General features: G+C 43.1%; 18 protein-coding genes. 10 read left to right on the plus strand and 8 right to left on the minus strand.

The annotated features are described in order from the left end of the window. Window positions 1–74: 74 nt before the first annotated feature. Together I5907_RS05070 and I5907_RS05075 are read left to right on the plus strand one after the other, a co-directional pair. Window positions 75–605: a dihydrofolate reductase family protein gene (locus I5907_RS05070; protein WP_196989636.1), complete on the plus strand. Its 531-nt coding sequence runs from the start codon at window positions 75–77 to the stop codon at window positions 603–605. A gap of 215 nt (window positions 606–820) precedes the next feature. Beyond that, the gene (locus tag I5907_RS05075) at window positions 821–3,664 is read left to right on the plus strand and encodes a TonB-dependent receptor (RefSeq protein WP_196989637.1); all 2,844 of its coding nucleotides are present in this window, start codon (window positions 821–823) and stop codon (window positions 3,662–3,664) included. A 163-nt stretch (window positions 3,665–3,827) separates the two neighbouring features. On the opposite strand, the gene I5907_RS05080 is transcribed toward I5907_RS05075, so the two are convergent. Then, on the minus strand, window positions 3,828–4,334 hold the full coding sequence (locus tag I5907_RS05080) for a GNAT family N-acetyltransferase (protein WP_196989638.1): 507 nt from the start codon (window positions 4,332–4,334) through the stop codon (window positions 3,828–3,830). Beyond that, window positions 4,321–4,833, minus strand: coding sequence for a methylglyoxal synthase (locus I5907_RS05085; protein ID WP_231401971.1), 513 nt, complete (start codon window positions 4,831–4,833; stop codon window positions 4,321–4,323). The genes I5907_RS05080 and I5907_RS05085 overlap by 14 nt, the downstream gene beginning before the upstream one ends. 163 nt (window positions 4,834–4,996) lie before the next feature. On the opposite strand from I5907_RS05085, the gene nadC reads away from it, so the two are divergent. Genes nadC through I5907_RS05105 form a run of 4 tightly spaced genes read left to right on the plus strand, consistent with a single transcriptional unit; the run spans window position 4,997 to window position 6,923 of the window. Further along, a complete protein-coding gene (gene nadC / locus I5907_RS05090; RefSeq protein ID WP_196989639.1) occupies window positions 4,997–5,857 on the plus strand; it encodes a carboxylating nicotinate-nucleotide diphosphorylase in 861 nt (286 codons plus the stop codon). Window positions 5,858–5,866: 9 nt separating this feature from the next. Further along, on the plus strand, window positions 5,867–6,211 hold the full coding sequence (locus tag I5907_RS05095) for a translation initiation factor (protein ID WP_196989640.1): 345 nt from the start codon (window positions 5,867–5,869) through the stop codon (window positions 6,209–6,211). 6 nt (window positions 6,212–6,217) lie between these two features. After that, window positions 6,218–6,445: a hypothetical protein gene (locus tag I5907_RS05100; protein WP_196989641.1), complete on the plus strand. Its 228-nt coding sequence runs from the start codon at window positions 6,218–6,220 to the stop codon at window positions 6,443–6,445. 25 nt (window positions 6,446–6,470) lie between these two features. After that, entirely contained in the window at window positions 6,471–6,923 is a 453-nt protein-coding gene (locus I5907_RS05105; protein WP_196989642.1) for a DUF1569 domain-containing protein, read from the plus strand. 223 nt (window positions 6,924–7,146) lie between these two features. Here the strand turns inward: I5907_RS05105 and I5907_RS05110 are convergent, their stop codons facing one another. Next, window positions 7,147–8,829: an NAD+ synthase gene (locus I5907_RS05110; protein WP_196989643.1), complete on the minus strand. Its 1,683-nt coding sequence runs from the start codon at window positions 8,827–8,829 to the stop codon at window positions 7,147–7,149. 113 nt (window positions 8,830–8,942) lie between these two features. Between I5907_RS05110 and gldB the strand changes: the two genes are divergently transcribed. Next, window positions 8,943–9,953 carry a gliding motility lipoprotein GldB gene (gldB, locus tag I5907_RS05115; RefSeq protein ID WP_196989644.1) on the plus strand — a complete coding sequence of 337 codons (1,011 nt, stop codon included), beginning with the start codon at window positions 8,943–8,945 and terminating at the stop codon, window positions 9,951–9,953. 135 nt (window positions 9,954–10,088) lie between these two features. Here the strand turns inward: gldB and I5907_RS05120 are convergent, their stop codons facing one another. The 4 genes from I5907_RS05120 to I5907_RS05135 form a co-directional block, all read right to left on the minus strand. Next, window positions 10,089–10,550 carry a DUF983 domain-containing protein gene (locus tag I5907_RS05120; RefSeq protein WP_196989645.1) on the minus strand — a complete coding sequence of 154 codons (462 nt, stop codon included), beginning with the start codon at window positions 10,548–10,550 and terminating at the stop codon, window positions 10,089–10,091. Window positions 10,551–10,604: 54 nt separating this feature from the next. Then, complete coding sequence (gene trxA, locus I5907_RS05125) at window positions 10,605–10,925, minus strand: thioredoxin (protein ID WP_196989646.1); 321 nt, start codon at window positions 10,923–10,925, stop codon at window positions 10,605–10,607. Window positions 10,926–11,049: 124 nt separating this feature from the next. Then, the gene (locus tag I5907_RS05130) at window positions 11,050–11,682 is read right to left on the minus strand and encodes a Crp/Fnr family transcriptional regulator (protein ID WP_196989647.1); all 633 of its coding nucleotides are present in this window, start codon (window positions 11,680–11,682) and stop codon (window positions 11,050–11,052) included. Window positions 11,683–11,809: 127 nt separating this feature from the next. Further along, entirely contained in the window at window positions 11,810–13,087 is a 1,278-nt protein-coding gene (locus I5907_RS05135; protein WP_196989648.1) for a UDP-N-acetylmuramoyl-tripeptide--D-alanyl-D-alanine ligase, read from the minus strand. A 304-nt stretch (window positions 13,088–13,391) separates the two neighbouring features. Between I5907_RS05135 and I5907_RS05140 the strand changes: the two genes are divergently transcribed. After that, window positions 13,392–13,583 (plus strand): hypothetical protein, encoded by a 192-nt coding sequence (locus tag I5907_RS05140; RefSeq protein ID WP_196989649.1) that lies wholly within the window; start codon window positions 13,392–13,394, stop codon window positions 13,581–13,583. Window positions 13,584–13,644: 61 nt separating this feature from the next. Next, window positions 13,645–13,824, plus strand: coding sequence for a hypothetical protein (locus tag I5907_RS05145; protein WP_196989650.1), 180 nt, complete (start codon window positions 13,645–13,647; stop codon window positions 13,822–13,824). A 57-nt stretch (window positions 13,825–13,881) separates the two neighbouring features. On the opposite strand, the gene I5907_RS05150 is transcribed toward I5907_RS05145, so the two are convergent. Next, window positions 13,882–14,982, minus strand: a complete 1,101-nt coding sequence (locus I5907_RS05150; RefSeq protein ID WP_196989651.1) for an amidohydrolase family protein — start codon at window positions 14,980–14,982, stop codon at window positions 13,882–13,884. 231 nt (window positions 14,983–15,213) lie between these two features. Between I5907_RS05150 and I5907_RS05155 the strand changes: the two genes are divergently transcribed. Continuing rightward, window positions 15,214–15,975, plus strand: coding sequence for a PIG-L deacetylase family protein (locus tag I5907_RS05155; RefSeq protein ID WP_196989652.1), 762 nt, complete (start codon window positions 15,214–15,216; stop codon window positions 15,973–15,975). Window positions 15,976–15,977: the final 2 nt, after the last annotated feature.

Genomic DNA, 15,977 nt, shown 5'->3' on the forward strand with positions numbered 1-15,977 from the left:
AAATTGAACGCTACAATAAGTCATCGTTTTCCAAGCGCTTTATCTTTGCGTACCTGTTAAAAACATCACCCGCCATGCGAAAGATTATTTTAAATGTAGCCATTAGTTTAGACGCTTTTATTGAAGATGCCAGCGGTGCTTATGACTGGTGCTTCACAGACCAGGACTATGGTATGACAAACTTTATGAACAGTATTGATACCATTCTTTTTGGCCGCAAAAGCTATGAGCTTGTAATAAAAGAAAATTACGCTGCACATTATAAAGGTTATCATCAGTATGTCTTTTCCAATACACTGCAACATTTAAATGACGGTGCTGATGCAATACTTGTAAACAGCAACTCCTTGTCTTTTATACAATCGCTTAAAGAACAACCTGGCAAAAACATATGGCTCTTTGGTGGCGCAAACCTTACAAAGTTTTGCATGCAGCACCAACTGGTAGATGAATTGATGTTGTCAGTACATCCGGTGTTACTCGGCAGTGGCAAGCCTTTATTTGAAGCGCTCATCAAAAGAACTTCTCTGCAACTGACCAATGCGGTTACCTTCGGCAGCGGCCTTGTACAGCTACAATATAATGTGTTGCACACACAGCAATAGTGCCGGCTATTGTTGCCTCTCTTATACGCTTTGATCTTCGCGTTTGCCCAATAAAGAACCAACCGTACAAGTGAGTGACACAACGGAAGCTACATGATTATACCACAGCCCGCTACATCATTCAACTTCAACACTGCAAAGGATTGCGGTGCGTAATTACTAACAGCCTGTAGTAATATTTATTAGTATATTTAGGCGTAACCAAACTAATATTTATGAGAGTAATTAAAATGCTGCTTGCGTTATCGTTATCCTTATGTTTACAATCTTCGTTTGCACAAATAGTTACCGGTAAGGTAACAGATGCAACAACAGGTATACCGCTGGAAGGTGTAACCGTAAAAATTAAAGCTTACAATACAGGAACACTAACCAATAAGCAAGGAGATTTTAGTTTAAAAGCATCGGCAAGTGATATGCTGGTATTTAGCTACATTGGTTATGAGCCGCAGGAAATAACTGTAGGCAACCAATCGAACATTATGGTAAAACTCGTGTCTGCCATTACAGACCTTGGCCAGGTAGTAACCGTAGGTACACGCAGTGGCGGCCGTATAAAAACGGAATCTCCCGTGCCGGTTGATATTATTAACATCAACCAGGCAGCGTACCCTACTGCTAAGATGGATCTTACCTCCATACTAAACATTGCCGCCCCATCATTCAACTACAATAAGCAAAGTGGCGCAGACGGCGCAGACCATATTGACATAGGCACGTTGCGTGGTCTGGGTGCAGACCATACACTTGTACTCATTAATGGCAAAAGAAGGCACTCCACTGCTTTTGTGGGACTGTTTGGAACAAGGGGCCGTGCAGGCTCCGGCGTAGATATGAACGGTTTTCCGCAGGCGGAAGTGGACAGGCTCGAAATACTGCGTGATGGCGCATCTGCCCAATATGGATCTGATGCTATTGCGGGTGTTATAAACATTGTTTTGAAAAGAGACATAAACAAGCTTACGGTAGATGCCGGCTGGAGCGGCTATTGGGATACAAAAAATAATTCCAGGAAATACAACAGTAACAACGACTACTACAGTGCCGGCGCCATTGATGGCAACACGTTTTCATTGTCATTAAATCATGGTGTGGGTATTGGCAAAAATGGTGGGTTTATCAATTACTCAGGAGCGCTTCGCACGCAGGGCAAAACGTACCGTGCTGCACCTGTTTCAGAAGATTTTGCTAATGATAAATTTGCGCTGCCTGATGTAAACTATGGCAGAAGAGCTTTTGGCGATGGCTCGCTTACAACAGCAGGCATTATGTACAATATGGAAATACCAACCAGCGCTGCAAAGAAAACCAGCTTCTATTCTTTTGCAGGTTACAACTACAAATCATCTGATGCTTTTGCCTATACAAGATCATGGAACAGCAGGCCAGAACGTTTCCCGGTGAATGAAGACGGCACACTGATTAATGTGCCGGAAATTATACGCTCTACCAAAGATGGTTTTATTTACTACAACCCACATATACAAACACAGATCTCAGATGCGTCTTTTGCTGCCGGTGTAAAAGGGAATATGAGCAGTGGATGGACCTGGGACCTGAGCAATAATACCGGCTACAACAAATTTCATTATTACGGAGATAAAACGTTTAATGCCTCTATCATTGGTGATGCATCCCAGACTCATTTTGATGATGGTGGTTTCAGCTTCCTGCAAAACACCACCAACCTCGATTTTAGTAAGTCATTCAAAACTGTTGCACAGGGCCTCAACCTTGGTTTAGGTGCAGAGTTTCGCTATGAGAACTACACCATTTTTGCAGGCGAGGAAAGGTCTTACCGCAACTACAGCCCGGGCACCATCTACTACCCCAACGTAGACGAAGAAAAAGCGCCTGCCAGCGGCGCACAGGGTTTTCCCGGCTTTAGCAATACTGATGCTGTAAAGGCAAACCGCAGCAATATTGGTGCATATGCAGATGCTGAATTAAACGTTACCAAGCAATGGCTGATAGACGGTGCGGTGCGTTTTGAGAACTACTCTGATTTTGGATCTGTACTTACAGGAAAACTTGCCACCCGGGTTAAGATAACTGATAAGTTTAACATCCGTGGTTCGTTCAGCACAGGTTTTCGTGCACCGTCTCTTGCGCAAATACATTTCAGCAACACACTTACATCATTTTCCAACGGCGCATTGGTGCAGTCTTTAATAGCGCCCAATACAAGCGGTATTGCAAGGGCTGCGGGCATACCAAACCTGAAACAGGAAAAATCTATAAACGGGAGTTTTGGTTTTACTGTAAAGCCGGCACCCAAGTTTACCATTACGGTAGATGGTTATCTGGTTAAGATGAAAGACCGCGTGGTATTGTCAGGCTTGTTCAGCAAAGATGATCCTACATTACCCACAGAATTTACTTCCCAGTTTCCAGACGATGTAAGCACCGCGCAGTTTTTTGCTAATGCAGTTAACACTACCAATTATGGTGTAGATGTGGTGCTGGATTATACCCATAAATGGCGGACCAACTCATTCAGGGTTTTACTGGCCGGTAACTTTCAGCATCTTAGCATAGATCAGGTAAATGTGCCATCTGCTTTAAGTGGTACACAACTTAACCGCAAAACATTTTACAGCGATCGTGAAGAGGCATTTTTAAAAGCTTCTGCACCGGGCAGTAAATTATCGCTCGGGTTCGATTATGCTACCGGTCCTTTGGCTTTCAGGGTACAGCTTACTTCTTTTGGTAAAATAGCATTGATGGGCTTTGGCGATGGAGAATCTCCCAGTGGTGACAACCCAAATTATTCCGGTATAAACCCACAGGTGCCTGCAGATGATGGCAGTGGTTATGTGCCCGAAGTATTCAACTACAATCATAAGATAACAACAGATGCTTCTGTGTCTTATAAAATAGGCAGGAAACTTACGTTGTTTGTGGGCGCAGATAATATTCTGAATGTGCATCCTGATCTTGGTGTAAACCCTAAAGCCAAGTGGTGGTATGGTGATAATGAATCTGGTGGCCCATGGGATTCTGTGCAGATGGGTTTTAACGGCCGCAGGTTGTTTACAAGACTTGTACTTACATTATAAAAGTCAATCTCAATAAAAAAACAAAAAGGAGCGTTTTTGATCAAACGCTCCTTTTTTTGTGTATGCCAGTATTGCAATAGCAAGTTCGCATAGCAGTGTTGAGTATGGCTGTACAGTACAAGTGAGTGACACAACAAAAGCTGCATAGCGGTACAACTGCCGGCTACATTAGTTTTACCCATACATAATCATCCATGATTACATTGTTTTTTATGACTGATTTTTTTCGTATGCCTTCGAGGTAAAAACCATTTTTCTGCAACACCCGCATAGATGCTTTATTGTGGGCAAACACTTCTGCAAACAGGCGCACCACTTCAAAACGGTGCTGAATGTATTCCAGCAGAATACGCACGGCTTCTGTAGCTACACCCCTGCCTTTAAACTGCTCACCAACAAAGTAGCCAATCTCCATGGTTTTGCGGTACACGTCTGTTTTAGGCATGCAGCCAATACTGCCTGCCACCTTTCCATTGTATACAATTGCAAAATTCAATACCGGGTTTTGTTCTTTGCAATACGCTATCCATTGCAGCGCATTCATTACCGTGTAGGGGTGTGGTAAATGATCGCGCAGGTTATTAAAGATGTTCCTGTCATTGGCAATAGCTGCAAGTGCCTGTGCATCTTCGCGCTGCCATGGTCTTAAAGAAATATTATGCAGGCTCATCTTCTATAGGTCTTGTAAGGTATTCGCTATAGTCTGGTATAATCGTTTCGTACTCGCTGTCCATGTATGGAGAAGTCATAATAAAATCAGCCGTGGCCCTGTCGCATGCCATGGGTATGTTCCATGCCACACCTACACGCAGCAGGGCTTTTACATCACTGTCGTGCGGCTGCGCATGCATGGGGTCCCAGAAAAAGATCATTACATCAATATCGCCTTCTGCAATCATAGAGCCTATTTGCTGGTCTCCGCCAAGCGGCCCGCTCAGCAATCTTTTTACAGGCACACCAAGCGTTTCTTCAATCAGTTTTCCGGTAGTACCCGTGGCATATAAATCGTGTGTAATCAGTTTTGCTTCGTTGAATTTTACCCAGTCAACAAGGTCTGCCTTTTTATGGTCGTGCGCAACCAGCGCAATACGTTTGCTTTTCTTTAATATCTTGGTTGTAACCATGGTTATGCTTGTAGCTGCATAGCTACCCATTTTTTTCAATACCATAAAATTATTTGTGTACCGGCTGCAGTGGTACTATTAAGCTTTTGTTGTGTCACTCACTTGTACGCCCGGAACATTATTCAGCACTGCGTGTACGGTTATGCACTACATTTTCAACCCTAAGTGCATATGCTGTTTTCTTTTACTGATTACCTACTTTTGTTTCATGAAATCTTTTGATGAACAACTGGCGCATCTTGTTAAAGAAGCATTGCAGGAAGATGTAGGTGATGGCGATCACTCAACCCTGAGTTGTATACCTGCGGATAAGAGCGGTAAAGCGGTTTTGAAGATTAAGCAGGATGGCATACTGGCCGGTGTAACTGTAGCAAAAAAGATCTTTGAGATGGTTGAACCTGCAGCAATCTTCGGGCAACTGAAACAGGATGGTGATAACATGGTGTATGGCGAAAAGGCTTTTGAAGTGGAAGCATCTATACACACCATTCTAAAGTGCGAAAGGCTGGTATTAAATTGTATGCAACGTATGAGCGGCATTGCCACGCTTACACATACATACGTTCAAAAGCTGAAAGGCTATAGCACAAAGATCCTCGATACAAGAAAAACGACACCTAATTTCCGGCTGCTGGAAAAAGAAGCGGTAAAGATCGGCGGCGGTATTAACCACCGTTTTGGTTTGTTTGATATGATCATGCTTAAAGACAACCACATTGACTATGCCGGCGGCCTTGAAGCGGCAATTAATAAAGCACATGATTACGTATTGCAAACAAAGCCAGGTTTAAAAGTAGAAGTGGAAACAAGGAGTATAGCAGATGTGCAAACTGTTTGCCGTATAGGAAAGAACAAAGTGTTCCGCATTATGCTGGATAATTTTACACCGGTGCAGGTAGCAGAAGCGCTTACATACATTAATAAAGATTTTGAAACAGAAGCAAGCGGCGGTATAAACCTGGATAATATTACAGCTTATGCTGACACGGGCGTGGATTATGTAAGTGTAGGTGGTTTAATACACCAGGCCAAAAGCCTTGATCTTAGTTTAAAAGCAGTGATCATTTAAAATGATGGTATGAGCAAAAAAAATAAACCGGATGCACGCGGTTTTGTTTATAGTACCGACCCCAATTTCGGATTTGAACCGGAAGATAAGGAGGCGCAGGAAACACTTGTGCCTGCACAACAAAAATTACGTATAAGACTGGAAACAAAACACCGCGGCGGTAAAACAGTTACTTTGATAACGGGTTTTATTGGCACGGCTGAAGATCTTGAACAATTAGGCAAAACATTGAAAAACTTTTGCGGAACCGGTGGCAGTGCAAAGGACAGCGAAATAATTATACAGGGCGATCAGCGGGAAAAGGTTTTACAATGGTTGTTGAAAAACGGGTACACTAATGCTAAAAAAGCTTAAGCAGGCATGCAGTTATTAGATGCGTTAAATGCAGTGTTTTATTTTTATGTATTGCTGTTTGCATTGGCATTGATTGCTTTTTTTGCCGGCGTGCGTATGGCATATGTGGCATGGGCAACCCGTAACCCAAACCTGATGCGCAAAGCAAAGTTCGTATTGTTATTTGCCACCATTGCTTTGCTATGTATTGGCATTGTAAGCTTTTTTGAAACGGGTAAACTGCCGCTCGAATAAAATTCTTTGAACAACTGTTTTATACATGATAGATCTTAAAAATAACCGGCAACAGGCATTTGATAAACTTGCCACACTACAGCGTGATCAGCAGCCGCTTTTTGGTTTAATGACACCACAACACATGATAGAGCACCTGGTATGGGGCGTTACTTTTTCCAATGGTGTTTTTCCCCAGCAGCAGATTGTTACCGATGACATGGCGCTGAAGCTGCGGCCACTACTGATGCATACAGTAAAGCCGTACCCAAAAGGCATTAAAACGCCTATGCTTGGTGATACACCGCCGCCACTAAAGTATGCAGATATACCTGCTGCTATAGAGGAACTGAAGCTGGCCTTAATTGCATTCGATAAATTCTTCGAAACAAATACCACTGCTATAAACCCGGCTTTGGGTGTTTTGAATTATGAAGAATGGTTAATGGTACACAACAAACATTTTAAGCACCACATGGGGCAATTTGGTTTGGTGTAATGTTGTAATATAACCCTGTTTTATATTGTTGCGCATAACAAACAGGAACACTGCAGACGCCATATAAACGGTACGCATAAGTGAGTGACACAACAGGCGATGCCGTGAAAAACTACATTTGATAACATCATTAAATTCAGTTTTCACGCCAGTAAATGCTTCCGCTGAAACAATAATAGACAAAGTATACAGTGCAACTAAAAACCAAAGCTGACCAAAAAAATTAACTCAAGTACTTACCTACTATAGGTACTCTTCTTCCTACACCAAATGCTTTTGGTGATACACGAATGATGGGACAAAACTGGTTGCGTTTGTATTCATTGGTGTTTACCAGCTTCAGCGTACGGTCTACCACCGCAGCATCGAAACCCATTGCTTTTATTTCTACCGGGCCCATGCGCCGCTCAATGTATTGATACAATATTTTATCGAGCACACTATAATCGGGCAGGCTGTCGCTGTCTTTCTGGTTTGGTCTTAACTCTGCGCTTGGTGCTTTATAAATAATGTTTTCCGGTATTATTTCTTTATGCCGGTTAATGTACTGCGCCAGTGTATACACCTGCAGTTTATAGCAATCGCCCAATACACCAAGGCCGCCGGCCATGTCTCCGTATAAGGTGCCGTAGCCTGTAGCAAGTTCACTTTTATTAGAAGTATTGAGCAGGATATAACCGAATTTATTGGAGATAGCCATTAACAGGTTGCCGCGTGTGCGGCTCTGTGTGTTTTCTTCTGCAAGTGAAAAAGGAAGATCTCCAAAGATGGGTTTAAGCGTGGCCAGGAATGTTTCATAAATCTCATTGATGCGAATAATATCGTAAGGATTGTTGAGATTGTTGCTTAGTTGTACGGCATCGTTTACTGAATGATCTGTAGAATACGGAGAAGGCATTAAAACAGCACGTACATTACCGTTGCCCAATGCCTCGCATGCCAGCGCTAATGTAACAGCGCTGTCTATACCGCCTGATGAGCCAAGGATGGCTTTTGTAAAACCCATCTTTTTAAAGTAATCCCTGATGCCTGTTACCAATGCATCATGAATCTGGGCAATGTTTAAAAACTCATCGAGTGCCGGCGGGTTCAATTCATGGTCGGCTATGCGGTCTGCTGTTTCTATTATTGGTGCATCTATTGTTCCGTTGTCATTGAGCGTGATCGTTTCTACTGCTTCTTTAAACATGGGAAGTTTTGCACAGAGATTGGCATCTTTGTCAAACACCAGTGAGGCGCCATCGAATACAATTTCTGTCTGGCTGCCAACGGCGTTGCAATAGAACATGGGTATTTTGTATTTCTGCACGTTGGCCTTTACAATTGCTTTGCGGTCTTCATCGTGTGTATAATCGAACGGTGAGGCGCTGATGTTGATCATTACATCGGGCTGCTGCGCCATGAGTATATCCATGGGGCAAATACGGTATATGGGATTGTCGCCGAGGTTCCAGATATCTTCGCACACAGTTAGCGCAATGCGTTTGCCTTTAAACTCGATTGTTTGCCATTCATATGCCGGTTCAAAATAGCGGTTCTCGTCAAACACATCGTAGGTGGGCAAGCAGGTTTTGTGGATTTCTGCTTTTACCTGCTGCCCGTTTAAAAAGAAAGCCGCATTGAAAAGATCTTTGCCTTCCCTGATTGGGTTTCTTGCCGGAGAACCGACAATTACGGCAATTGTATCAGCATGTTGTTTTATACGTTCAATACCGTCGTAGCATTTATTGATAAAGTCATTAAACTCCAGGAAATCTCTTGGCGGGTAGCCGCATATGCTCAACTCGCTGAATACAACAATGTCTGCACCCTGTTGCTTTGCTTCTTCTATGCCTTGTATAATCTTGTTTATATTGCTTTCGAAATTGCCGATGTGATAATTTTGCTGTGCCAATGCTATCTTCATAACACTAAGATTAGTGTGCAAATTTCACGATTTGCGGTCACTTAACTGTTACAGTTTTTGCGAAAATTATTGAATGAGCAAATGATTTAAATGGTTTATCGTTAATTAGCAGTATGAAAAAGATAGCGGTTGTTTTACTGGTTGCATTTTATACCCTTTCCTGTAAAGATGAAAAACATATACCTGATGTTTCTGCTATAAAAGTTGAGCTTGACGTAAAAAGATTTGATAAAGATTTTTTTACGCTTGACACATCAAATGTGCCTGCAGCGCTTACCAGGCTGCATGAAAAATATCCCGGTTTTTTATATGACTACCTGTACAATATCCTAGGAATTGAACCGCTGCCAGACAGCGTAAACAAAAAGGTACCACGGTTTATTTACGATTACCAACCTATTGCGAAAGCAGTAGCAGAAAAATTTCCGGCTGTTGAAAAAATACAAAAAGATGTAAGCAGGGGATTTCAGTTTGTAAAATATTATTTCCCGGAGTATAAGCTACCCAAACACCTGATCACATTTACGGGGCCTGTTGAAGGTTATGCCAATGTGCTTACCAATGATGGTCTTGCGATTGGCCTGCAATTATACCTGGGCCAGGACTACCCTATGTACCAGACAGGCTATGTAAGGCAAGTATATGCAGAATACCAGTCGCGGCGTTTTGAGCCCGCATATATACCGGTAAACTGCATGAAAAATATCATGGATGACCTGTATCCTGCACCTGCGCCGGATCAGCCGCTGGTGTACCAGATGGTTGAAGCAGGAAAACGTTTGTATATGCTTGATATGTTTTTACCGGAAACTGCAGACACACTTAAAACGGGCTACACGCAACAGCAACTTGATGGCTGTTATGCCAATGAAGCGGGCATCTGGAATTTCTTTTTGCAAAATAATATGCTGTACCTGACAGATGCTGCGCAAACAAGAGAATATGTAAACGATGGGCCGCGTACTGAAGTGCTTGGCGATTCATCGCCCGGTTTTATCGGACAGTTTGTTGGCTGGCAGATTGTGAAGAAGTGGATGGCGCAGGATGATCAACGTACACTGCCCCTGTTGCTGAAAACGCCGGCGAAGCAGGTATTTGAAGAGGCGAAATATAAACCGAAGTAGCATTTACTGCAAGTGGTTGCGCCAACCACCTGGCACATGCAGTATCGTTGCTGAATAAAGTGTTGAACGTACAAGTGTGCGACGCAACGGCAGCCTGATAGCAGCACTGCTGCCGGGTACATAAATACATAACGCTTACCAGTTACCCATGTGTTCTTCTACTACGCGCTCATGGTTACCAACGGGGTGATCTTTCCAGTCCGGGTCGTACTTTACAAACCAGCTAAACCACAAACTTCTCGATAGCCGCATAAATACGGGCTGCAGTACCACGAGTAAAACTGCATTTAAAGTAAGCCAGTAGAAGATCCTGTTGTCATCTATGGAAAACCCGATCAATACCCACCAGGCAACAAAAGTGGATACCGAAAAAGCTACAGTAAGCGCATAGCTTACATAGCTGGTGCCGTAATAAAAACCTACTTCAATTTCGGTAGGCTGGCCACAAACAGGGCATTTATCAGGCATTTTTATATACACGCTGTGCTTTAGGGCGTAAGCATTTTTCGACTCGAAAATATAACCCTCCCTGCAACGCGGACATTTATTGCCCAAAACGCTTAGCACATAAGAAGGCTTTCCTTTTGGCTCACTCATAGTGTGAAGTTTCGCTTGCAAAGGTCGTGTTTTAATTTTTTACAGTAACAATTTCTATGCAAGTACTGCATGCTGCCTGATGATGTTCATTAGCTGTTGTGCAGGTATTACGCCTGACTGGCGCCACAATATTTTTCCCTGTTGAAAAAGCATTAAGGTAGGTACACCGCTGATGTTGTGCCGGGCCGCCAGTTGCGGGTTTTTGTCTACATCAATTTTTATAATGCGTATAGCATCGCCGGCCATGTTGTGCAACTCTTTCAGAACAGGCGCCATCATCTTACACGGGCCGCACCACTCTGCTGAAAAATCTACCAGCACAGGTTTTGTACCATTGATGATGTCTCCGTAGGTTTCTTTAGCTGTAGTAGCCATAACAAATAGTTTAAGATGAAGCATCAAACTTATTGCCAGTTATACAATAGCTGACATTCTGCGCTTGTGCCCTGTTGCGGCTACAAATGTAACCGGTACCTGGTATAAAAGCTGGTGACATTAGTTACAAAGTAGCGCCTGCTTTTAGTTCTATGGCATTCCTGTTAAGTGCAACAAGCCCACGTTGTTCCATTTTTTTGAGCAGGCGGCTGATGACTTCACGGGAGGAATTCAGTTCATCGGCAATTTGCTGGTGAGAGAGTGTAATAATGCTGGAATGATTTGTTTCTGCAAAACGTTTGAGGTAGAAGAAAAGACGTTCATCCATATTGCGAAATGCAACATTGTCGATCACCACGAGCAGTTCCTCAAACCTGGTGCGGTATGTTTCGAGCACAAAATAATACCAGCTACGGTATTTGCTCATCCATTCATCCATGAATTTAATAGGCACCATAAGTGCGGTAGTATCTTCCATTGCCACGGCACTTACCTGGCTGGTTTCAGCTTTAGAGGCACATATAATTGAAATAGCACATGCCTCGCCGGGTTGCAGGTAATACATCAGGAATTCAGCACCTTCTTCATCTTTGCGAAAGATTTTTACAATGCCATCCAGTATAAGCACGGTGCTTTTTATATACTGGCCGGTACGCATCAGCACTTCACCGGCAGCAAATTCTTTGATCATGCCTTCCCGTTCAATCTCATCTAGCAGGGGTTGTTCCAGTTGGGGAAATTTCTTGCGGAGGTCCATCGTTTATTTTTTGTTTACCGGCTGTAGTCTTTGTGGCATCGCCTGTTGTGTCACTCACTTGTACGTTCCGTTCTTATGGCTACTGCAGGGCGTTGTTTATACGAAGTTCGTAAAATCCTGAGGTCTCTTACCCCAGCACTTTTTCCATTGCCATACTTCTCGATCCTTTTATAAGCAGGTAAGCATTTTGCAGTTGCTGCGCTTTCAGCCAGCCTGCAGCTTCAGCCGAAGTATTAAAATATTGATAGCGGTGATTTACCTTACCAAAATCACCACCCACCAGCACCACATGTGTCCAAGTATAATTGTCTATAAGCGCTATAATATGTTGGTGTTCCTCCAAACTTTCTTCACCAAGTTCCATCATGCCGCCAAGCATGAGTACTTTACTGCCGGCATGCAACCGGGCAAAGTTTTCTATGGCCAGCTTCATACTGCTTGGGTTGGCGTTGTATGCATCCAGGATTATTTTATTACTGCCCTTTTTTATTAACTGAGACCTGCTGTTGGAAGGTGTATAGGCTTCAATAGCGGCCTTTATTTTTTCATCCGGCACATTAAAATGCCTGCCCGTTGCAACTGCGCAAAGCACATTGGGCAGGTTATAATCTCCCACAAGTTGTGTGGTAATATTTTTAAACGCTGTGCCTTGGGTAAAACCTACTTTCAGAAATGGTTCGCCCTGCTTTACATGGCCTGTTACAGTTCCGTTTTTTGTACCATACCAATCTATATGCGCAATGCCCTTACTCATGTTGTGGAGGTAATCATAATCATCAAAAGCCAGTACAGTTCCGTTGTGTGCCCTGATGTAATCGTATAATTCGCCCTTTCCTTTTCTTACGCCTTCTATGCCCCCAAACCCCTCCAGGTGTGCTTTACCGCAATTGGTAATAATACCATGTGTAGGTTGCGTGTATACACAATAACCTGCTATTTCCTGCTGGTGGTTGGCACCCATTTCTATTACAGCCATTGCAGCATCGGGCTTTACACGCAACAATGTAAGCGGTATGCCAATGTGGTTATTAAGGTTGCCTTCTGTTGTATAGGTTGTATAGTGTGCAGACAATACTGCATGTACCAGTTCTTTGGTTGTGGTTTTACCATTGCTGCCTGTGATAGCTATAAAAGGTATGGTAAACTGTTGCCGGTGGTACTTTGCAAGTTCCTGCAATGTAGCAAGTACATCTGCAGTTTGAATTATTCTCTCGTCTGCTCCTTCCACCGCCTCATCAACCACTGCATAAGCTGCCCCCATTTCAAGTGCCTTAAATGCAAACTGGTTGGCGTTAAAATTGGGGCCTTTTAATGCAAAGAAAAGATCGCCTGCCTTAAGTTTTCTTGTATCTGTTTGTACAGACGGATGTTGCCTGAATATATCGTATAGCGCAGCTATGTTCACCCTTGTAAAATTTGTGGCAATTTACGCAACCAATGGTAGAATACAGCGAGCTGTTTTGCCGTGCGTAAGTGAAAAACGCGGAGCTGCTGCATAGTATTGTTGCTGTACAAGTGTGCGACGCAACAGCAGTTGCCGGTTTATTCTACAGCCGGTAACATAATTTTCTTATTTCTTCCACACAAACATAATAAGCAGTGGAATTTATTACGCTGCAAAGCTGCACTTCCACAGGTTTTAGATAGTTTTTGGCTCAGGCACAGCGTTTGAATTATTTACTGTACAAACGATTTAAAAACGAATAATTATGACACGCAATAAAAAAGAAAAACTGAGCGATAACGTGCAGCAGAATTTTAATCAATCAAAAGAAATTGCTTACTGGGCAAACAAGTACAACCTTTCGGTAGAAGAATTTCAAAGACTATTTAAAGAAGCAGGTTTTTCAATTGCCAGGTTATTGGGATCGGGCGTATTGAACAACAGGATGGCGGCGTAATCTCCCGGGCCCGTAAGCCCTGGATCTATATATACATTGGTCTATTTACAAACAGTGAAGTATGGCAAAAGCAGTAAAAAAGAAAGGCACTAAAAAGAAGAACAAGCTTGGCGTTAAAAATTCGCTTGTAAACAACATCAATGCACGTAAGAAAAAAGGAGTATCGCGCAGCAGGAAAAAGTCTACGGTTTCAAAAAAATCGTACAAGAAAATGCAGGACAACTGGGGAGAAAAAGATTAACCTGCCGCAACGGTCTTCTAACGATAAAGCCACACAATACGTGTGGCTTTATATTTTTTAGTCTGAGGGAAACAGTGATCTGTCAATATTTGGTATAATACGCAACGTATTTTTGTAATACACTTTTTTCAGAATATCATCTGGCAGGCCCATACCATACATACGCCAGAAAGCGTGGTATTTTTTGTGGTAAGGAAAGTATTCGTCTTCAGTCTCGAGCACCCTGAAATAAGTAGCATATTCACCGGGCACCCAACTGTCTTTGCCAAACAAAATCCTATCCTGGTATTTGGTAAAAAATGCTTTGGCTGCTTTTGGTTGCCTGCCCAGTTCTGCTATTACGGCACCAAATTCTACTACTACATTTGGCATATCGGTAAGTAAAGAATCCAGTTTGGCCAGGTTGTTAGCGTACCAGCCAAAATGCGCTGCAATAAATGTGGTTTGCGGGTGTTTTTTAAACATGCGGTGTTGCTCTTCAATCAGCGTTTCCCATGGCGCAGGGTTATTGTCTCCGCGCTTTCTGTCAGGGTGCGTTTCAAGCTCCAGCCAGCGTTCATTGTGTTCATCCAGCGGATCCCAGAATGGTTCGGGGTCTGCAGTATGTATAAGTACAGGAATTTTCAACGCACCACATTTTTCCCATATCGCATCCAGCCGCGGGTCATCTACCGTTACTCTTTTACCGTTAATATCTTTTACAGAGAATCCAAGATTTTTAAAAACTTTCAGGCCGTTGGCACCGTTGCGTACATCCTGCTCCAGTTGTTGCACTGCTTTCTCCGTCCAGTCAGCAGCACCCACATCATTAAAGTCAACATTTGCAAAAATGATAAACCTGCCCGGGTATTGTTGCTGCACATTGTTACTCATTTTTTGCAGGCTGTTGCCATTACCGCCGCTAAGGTTTACCATTACTTTCATATTCAGTTTATCCATGTCTGCCACCAAACCATCGAGGCTGCCATTGCTCATACCCCATTGATGGTTGTGTACATCAATAAACGGAAATTTTGCATGTGTTAACCGATGCTCCGGCACTACAAGTGTTGAGGCGGGCTCATAAGCTTCGAAACTCATTTTCTCTGTAGACTGGCATTGCACAGACTGGCTGATGACCGAAACAAATAACAGTGTTTGTAAAAATGGTTTATACATGGCAAATGTTTGCATGAAAGTATTGGTGTAATAAAATAAAGCGAAACCGCTCAGCAATGTTAACAGGATTTTTTATGAAGCCGCAGGAAATGTTTTTGTACCCAACTTTGTCTAAAGCCCGGCTGTTGTTGCGTCGCACACTTGTACTGCAACAAATGACCGGGCAATATTCAACGCCGCGCCGGCTTTTTATACTGGTTTTTTGTTTAGGTTTATAGCCAACTAATTGCCATGACTTCATATACAAACAGCCGCAGAAAATTCCTGCATCAGTCAACAGCCACATTAGGTTTGCTTACTTTACCTGCTTTATTACAGGCGCAGGTAACCAGCAAAAAAGACCGGAAGAAAATTGTTTGCGTAGGCGCACACCCTGATGATCCTGAAAGCGGCTGTGGCGGTACACTGGCCAAGTTTGCTGCGCTCGGGCATGCAGTTACCATTATCTATTTAACCACAGGAGAGGCAGGCATAGAAGGTGCAACACATGCAGCCGCTGCCGCAATCAGAAAACAGGAAGCCGTAAATGCCTGCACTATACTAAATGCCAAACCGGTGTTTGCCGGGCAAACAGACGGAGACAGTATTGTAAACAATGAATGGTTACAAAAACTGCAACAATTAATAATTACAGAAGCGCCGGACATGGTGTTTACGCACTGGCCGGTAGATTCGCATAAAGACCACCAGTGTGCTGCCTTACTTACTATACAGGTTTGGATGCGTGCAACACAAAAATTTCCTTTGTACTTTTTCGAAGTGTGTACAGGAGAGCAAACGATGATCTTTCACCCCACGGATTATGTTGATATAACAGGCACACAGGAGCAAAAAAGAAAAGCATTGTACTGCCATGTAAGCCAGGACCCGCCGGGCATTTATGCTTGCGGCCATGCCGCTATGGAAGATTTTCGCGGCAGAGAACTTGGCGTTAAAGCTGCCGAAGCTTTTGTACGTATGAATGGCAGTATGCAGGGAAATCTTTTGCTGTAAAT

It is taken from the genome of Panacibacter microcysteis, assembly GCF_015831355.1.
In the GTDB taxonomy this organism is placed as follows: Bacteria; Bacteroidota; Bacteroidia; order Chitinophagales; family Chitinophagaceae; genus Panacibacter; species Panacibacter microcysteis.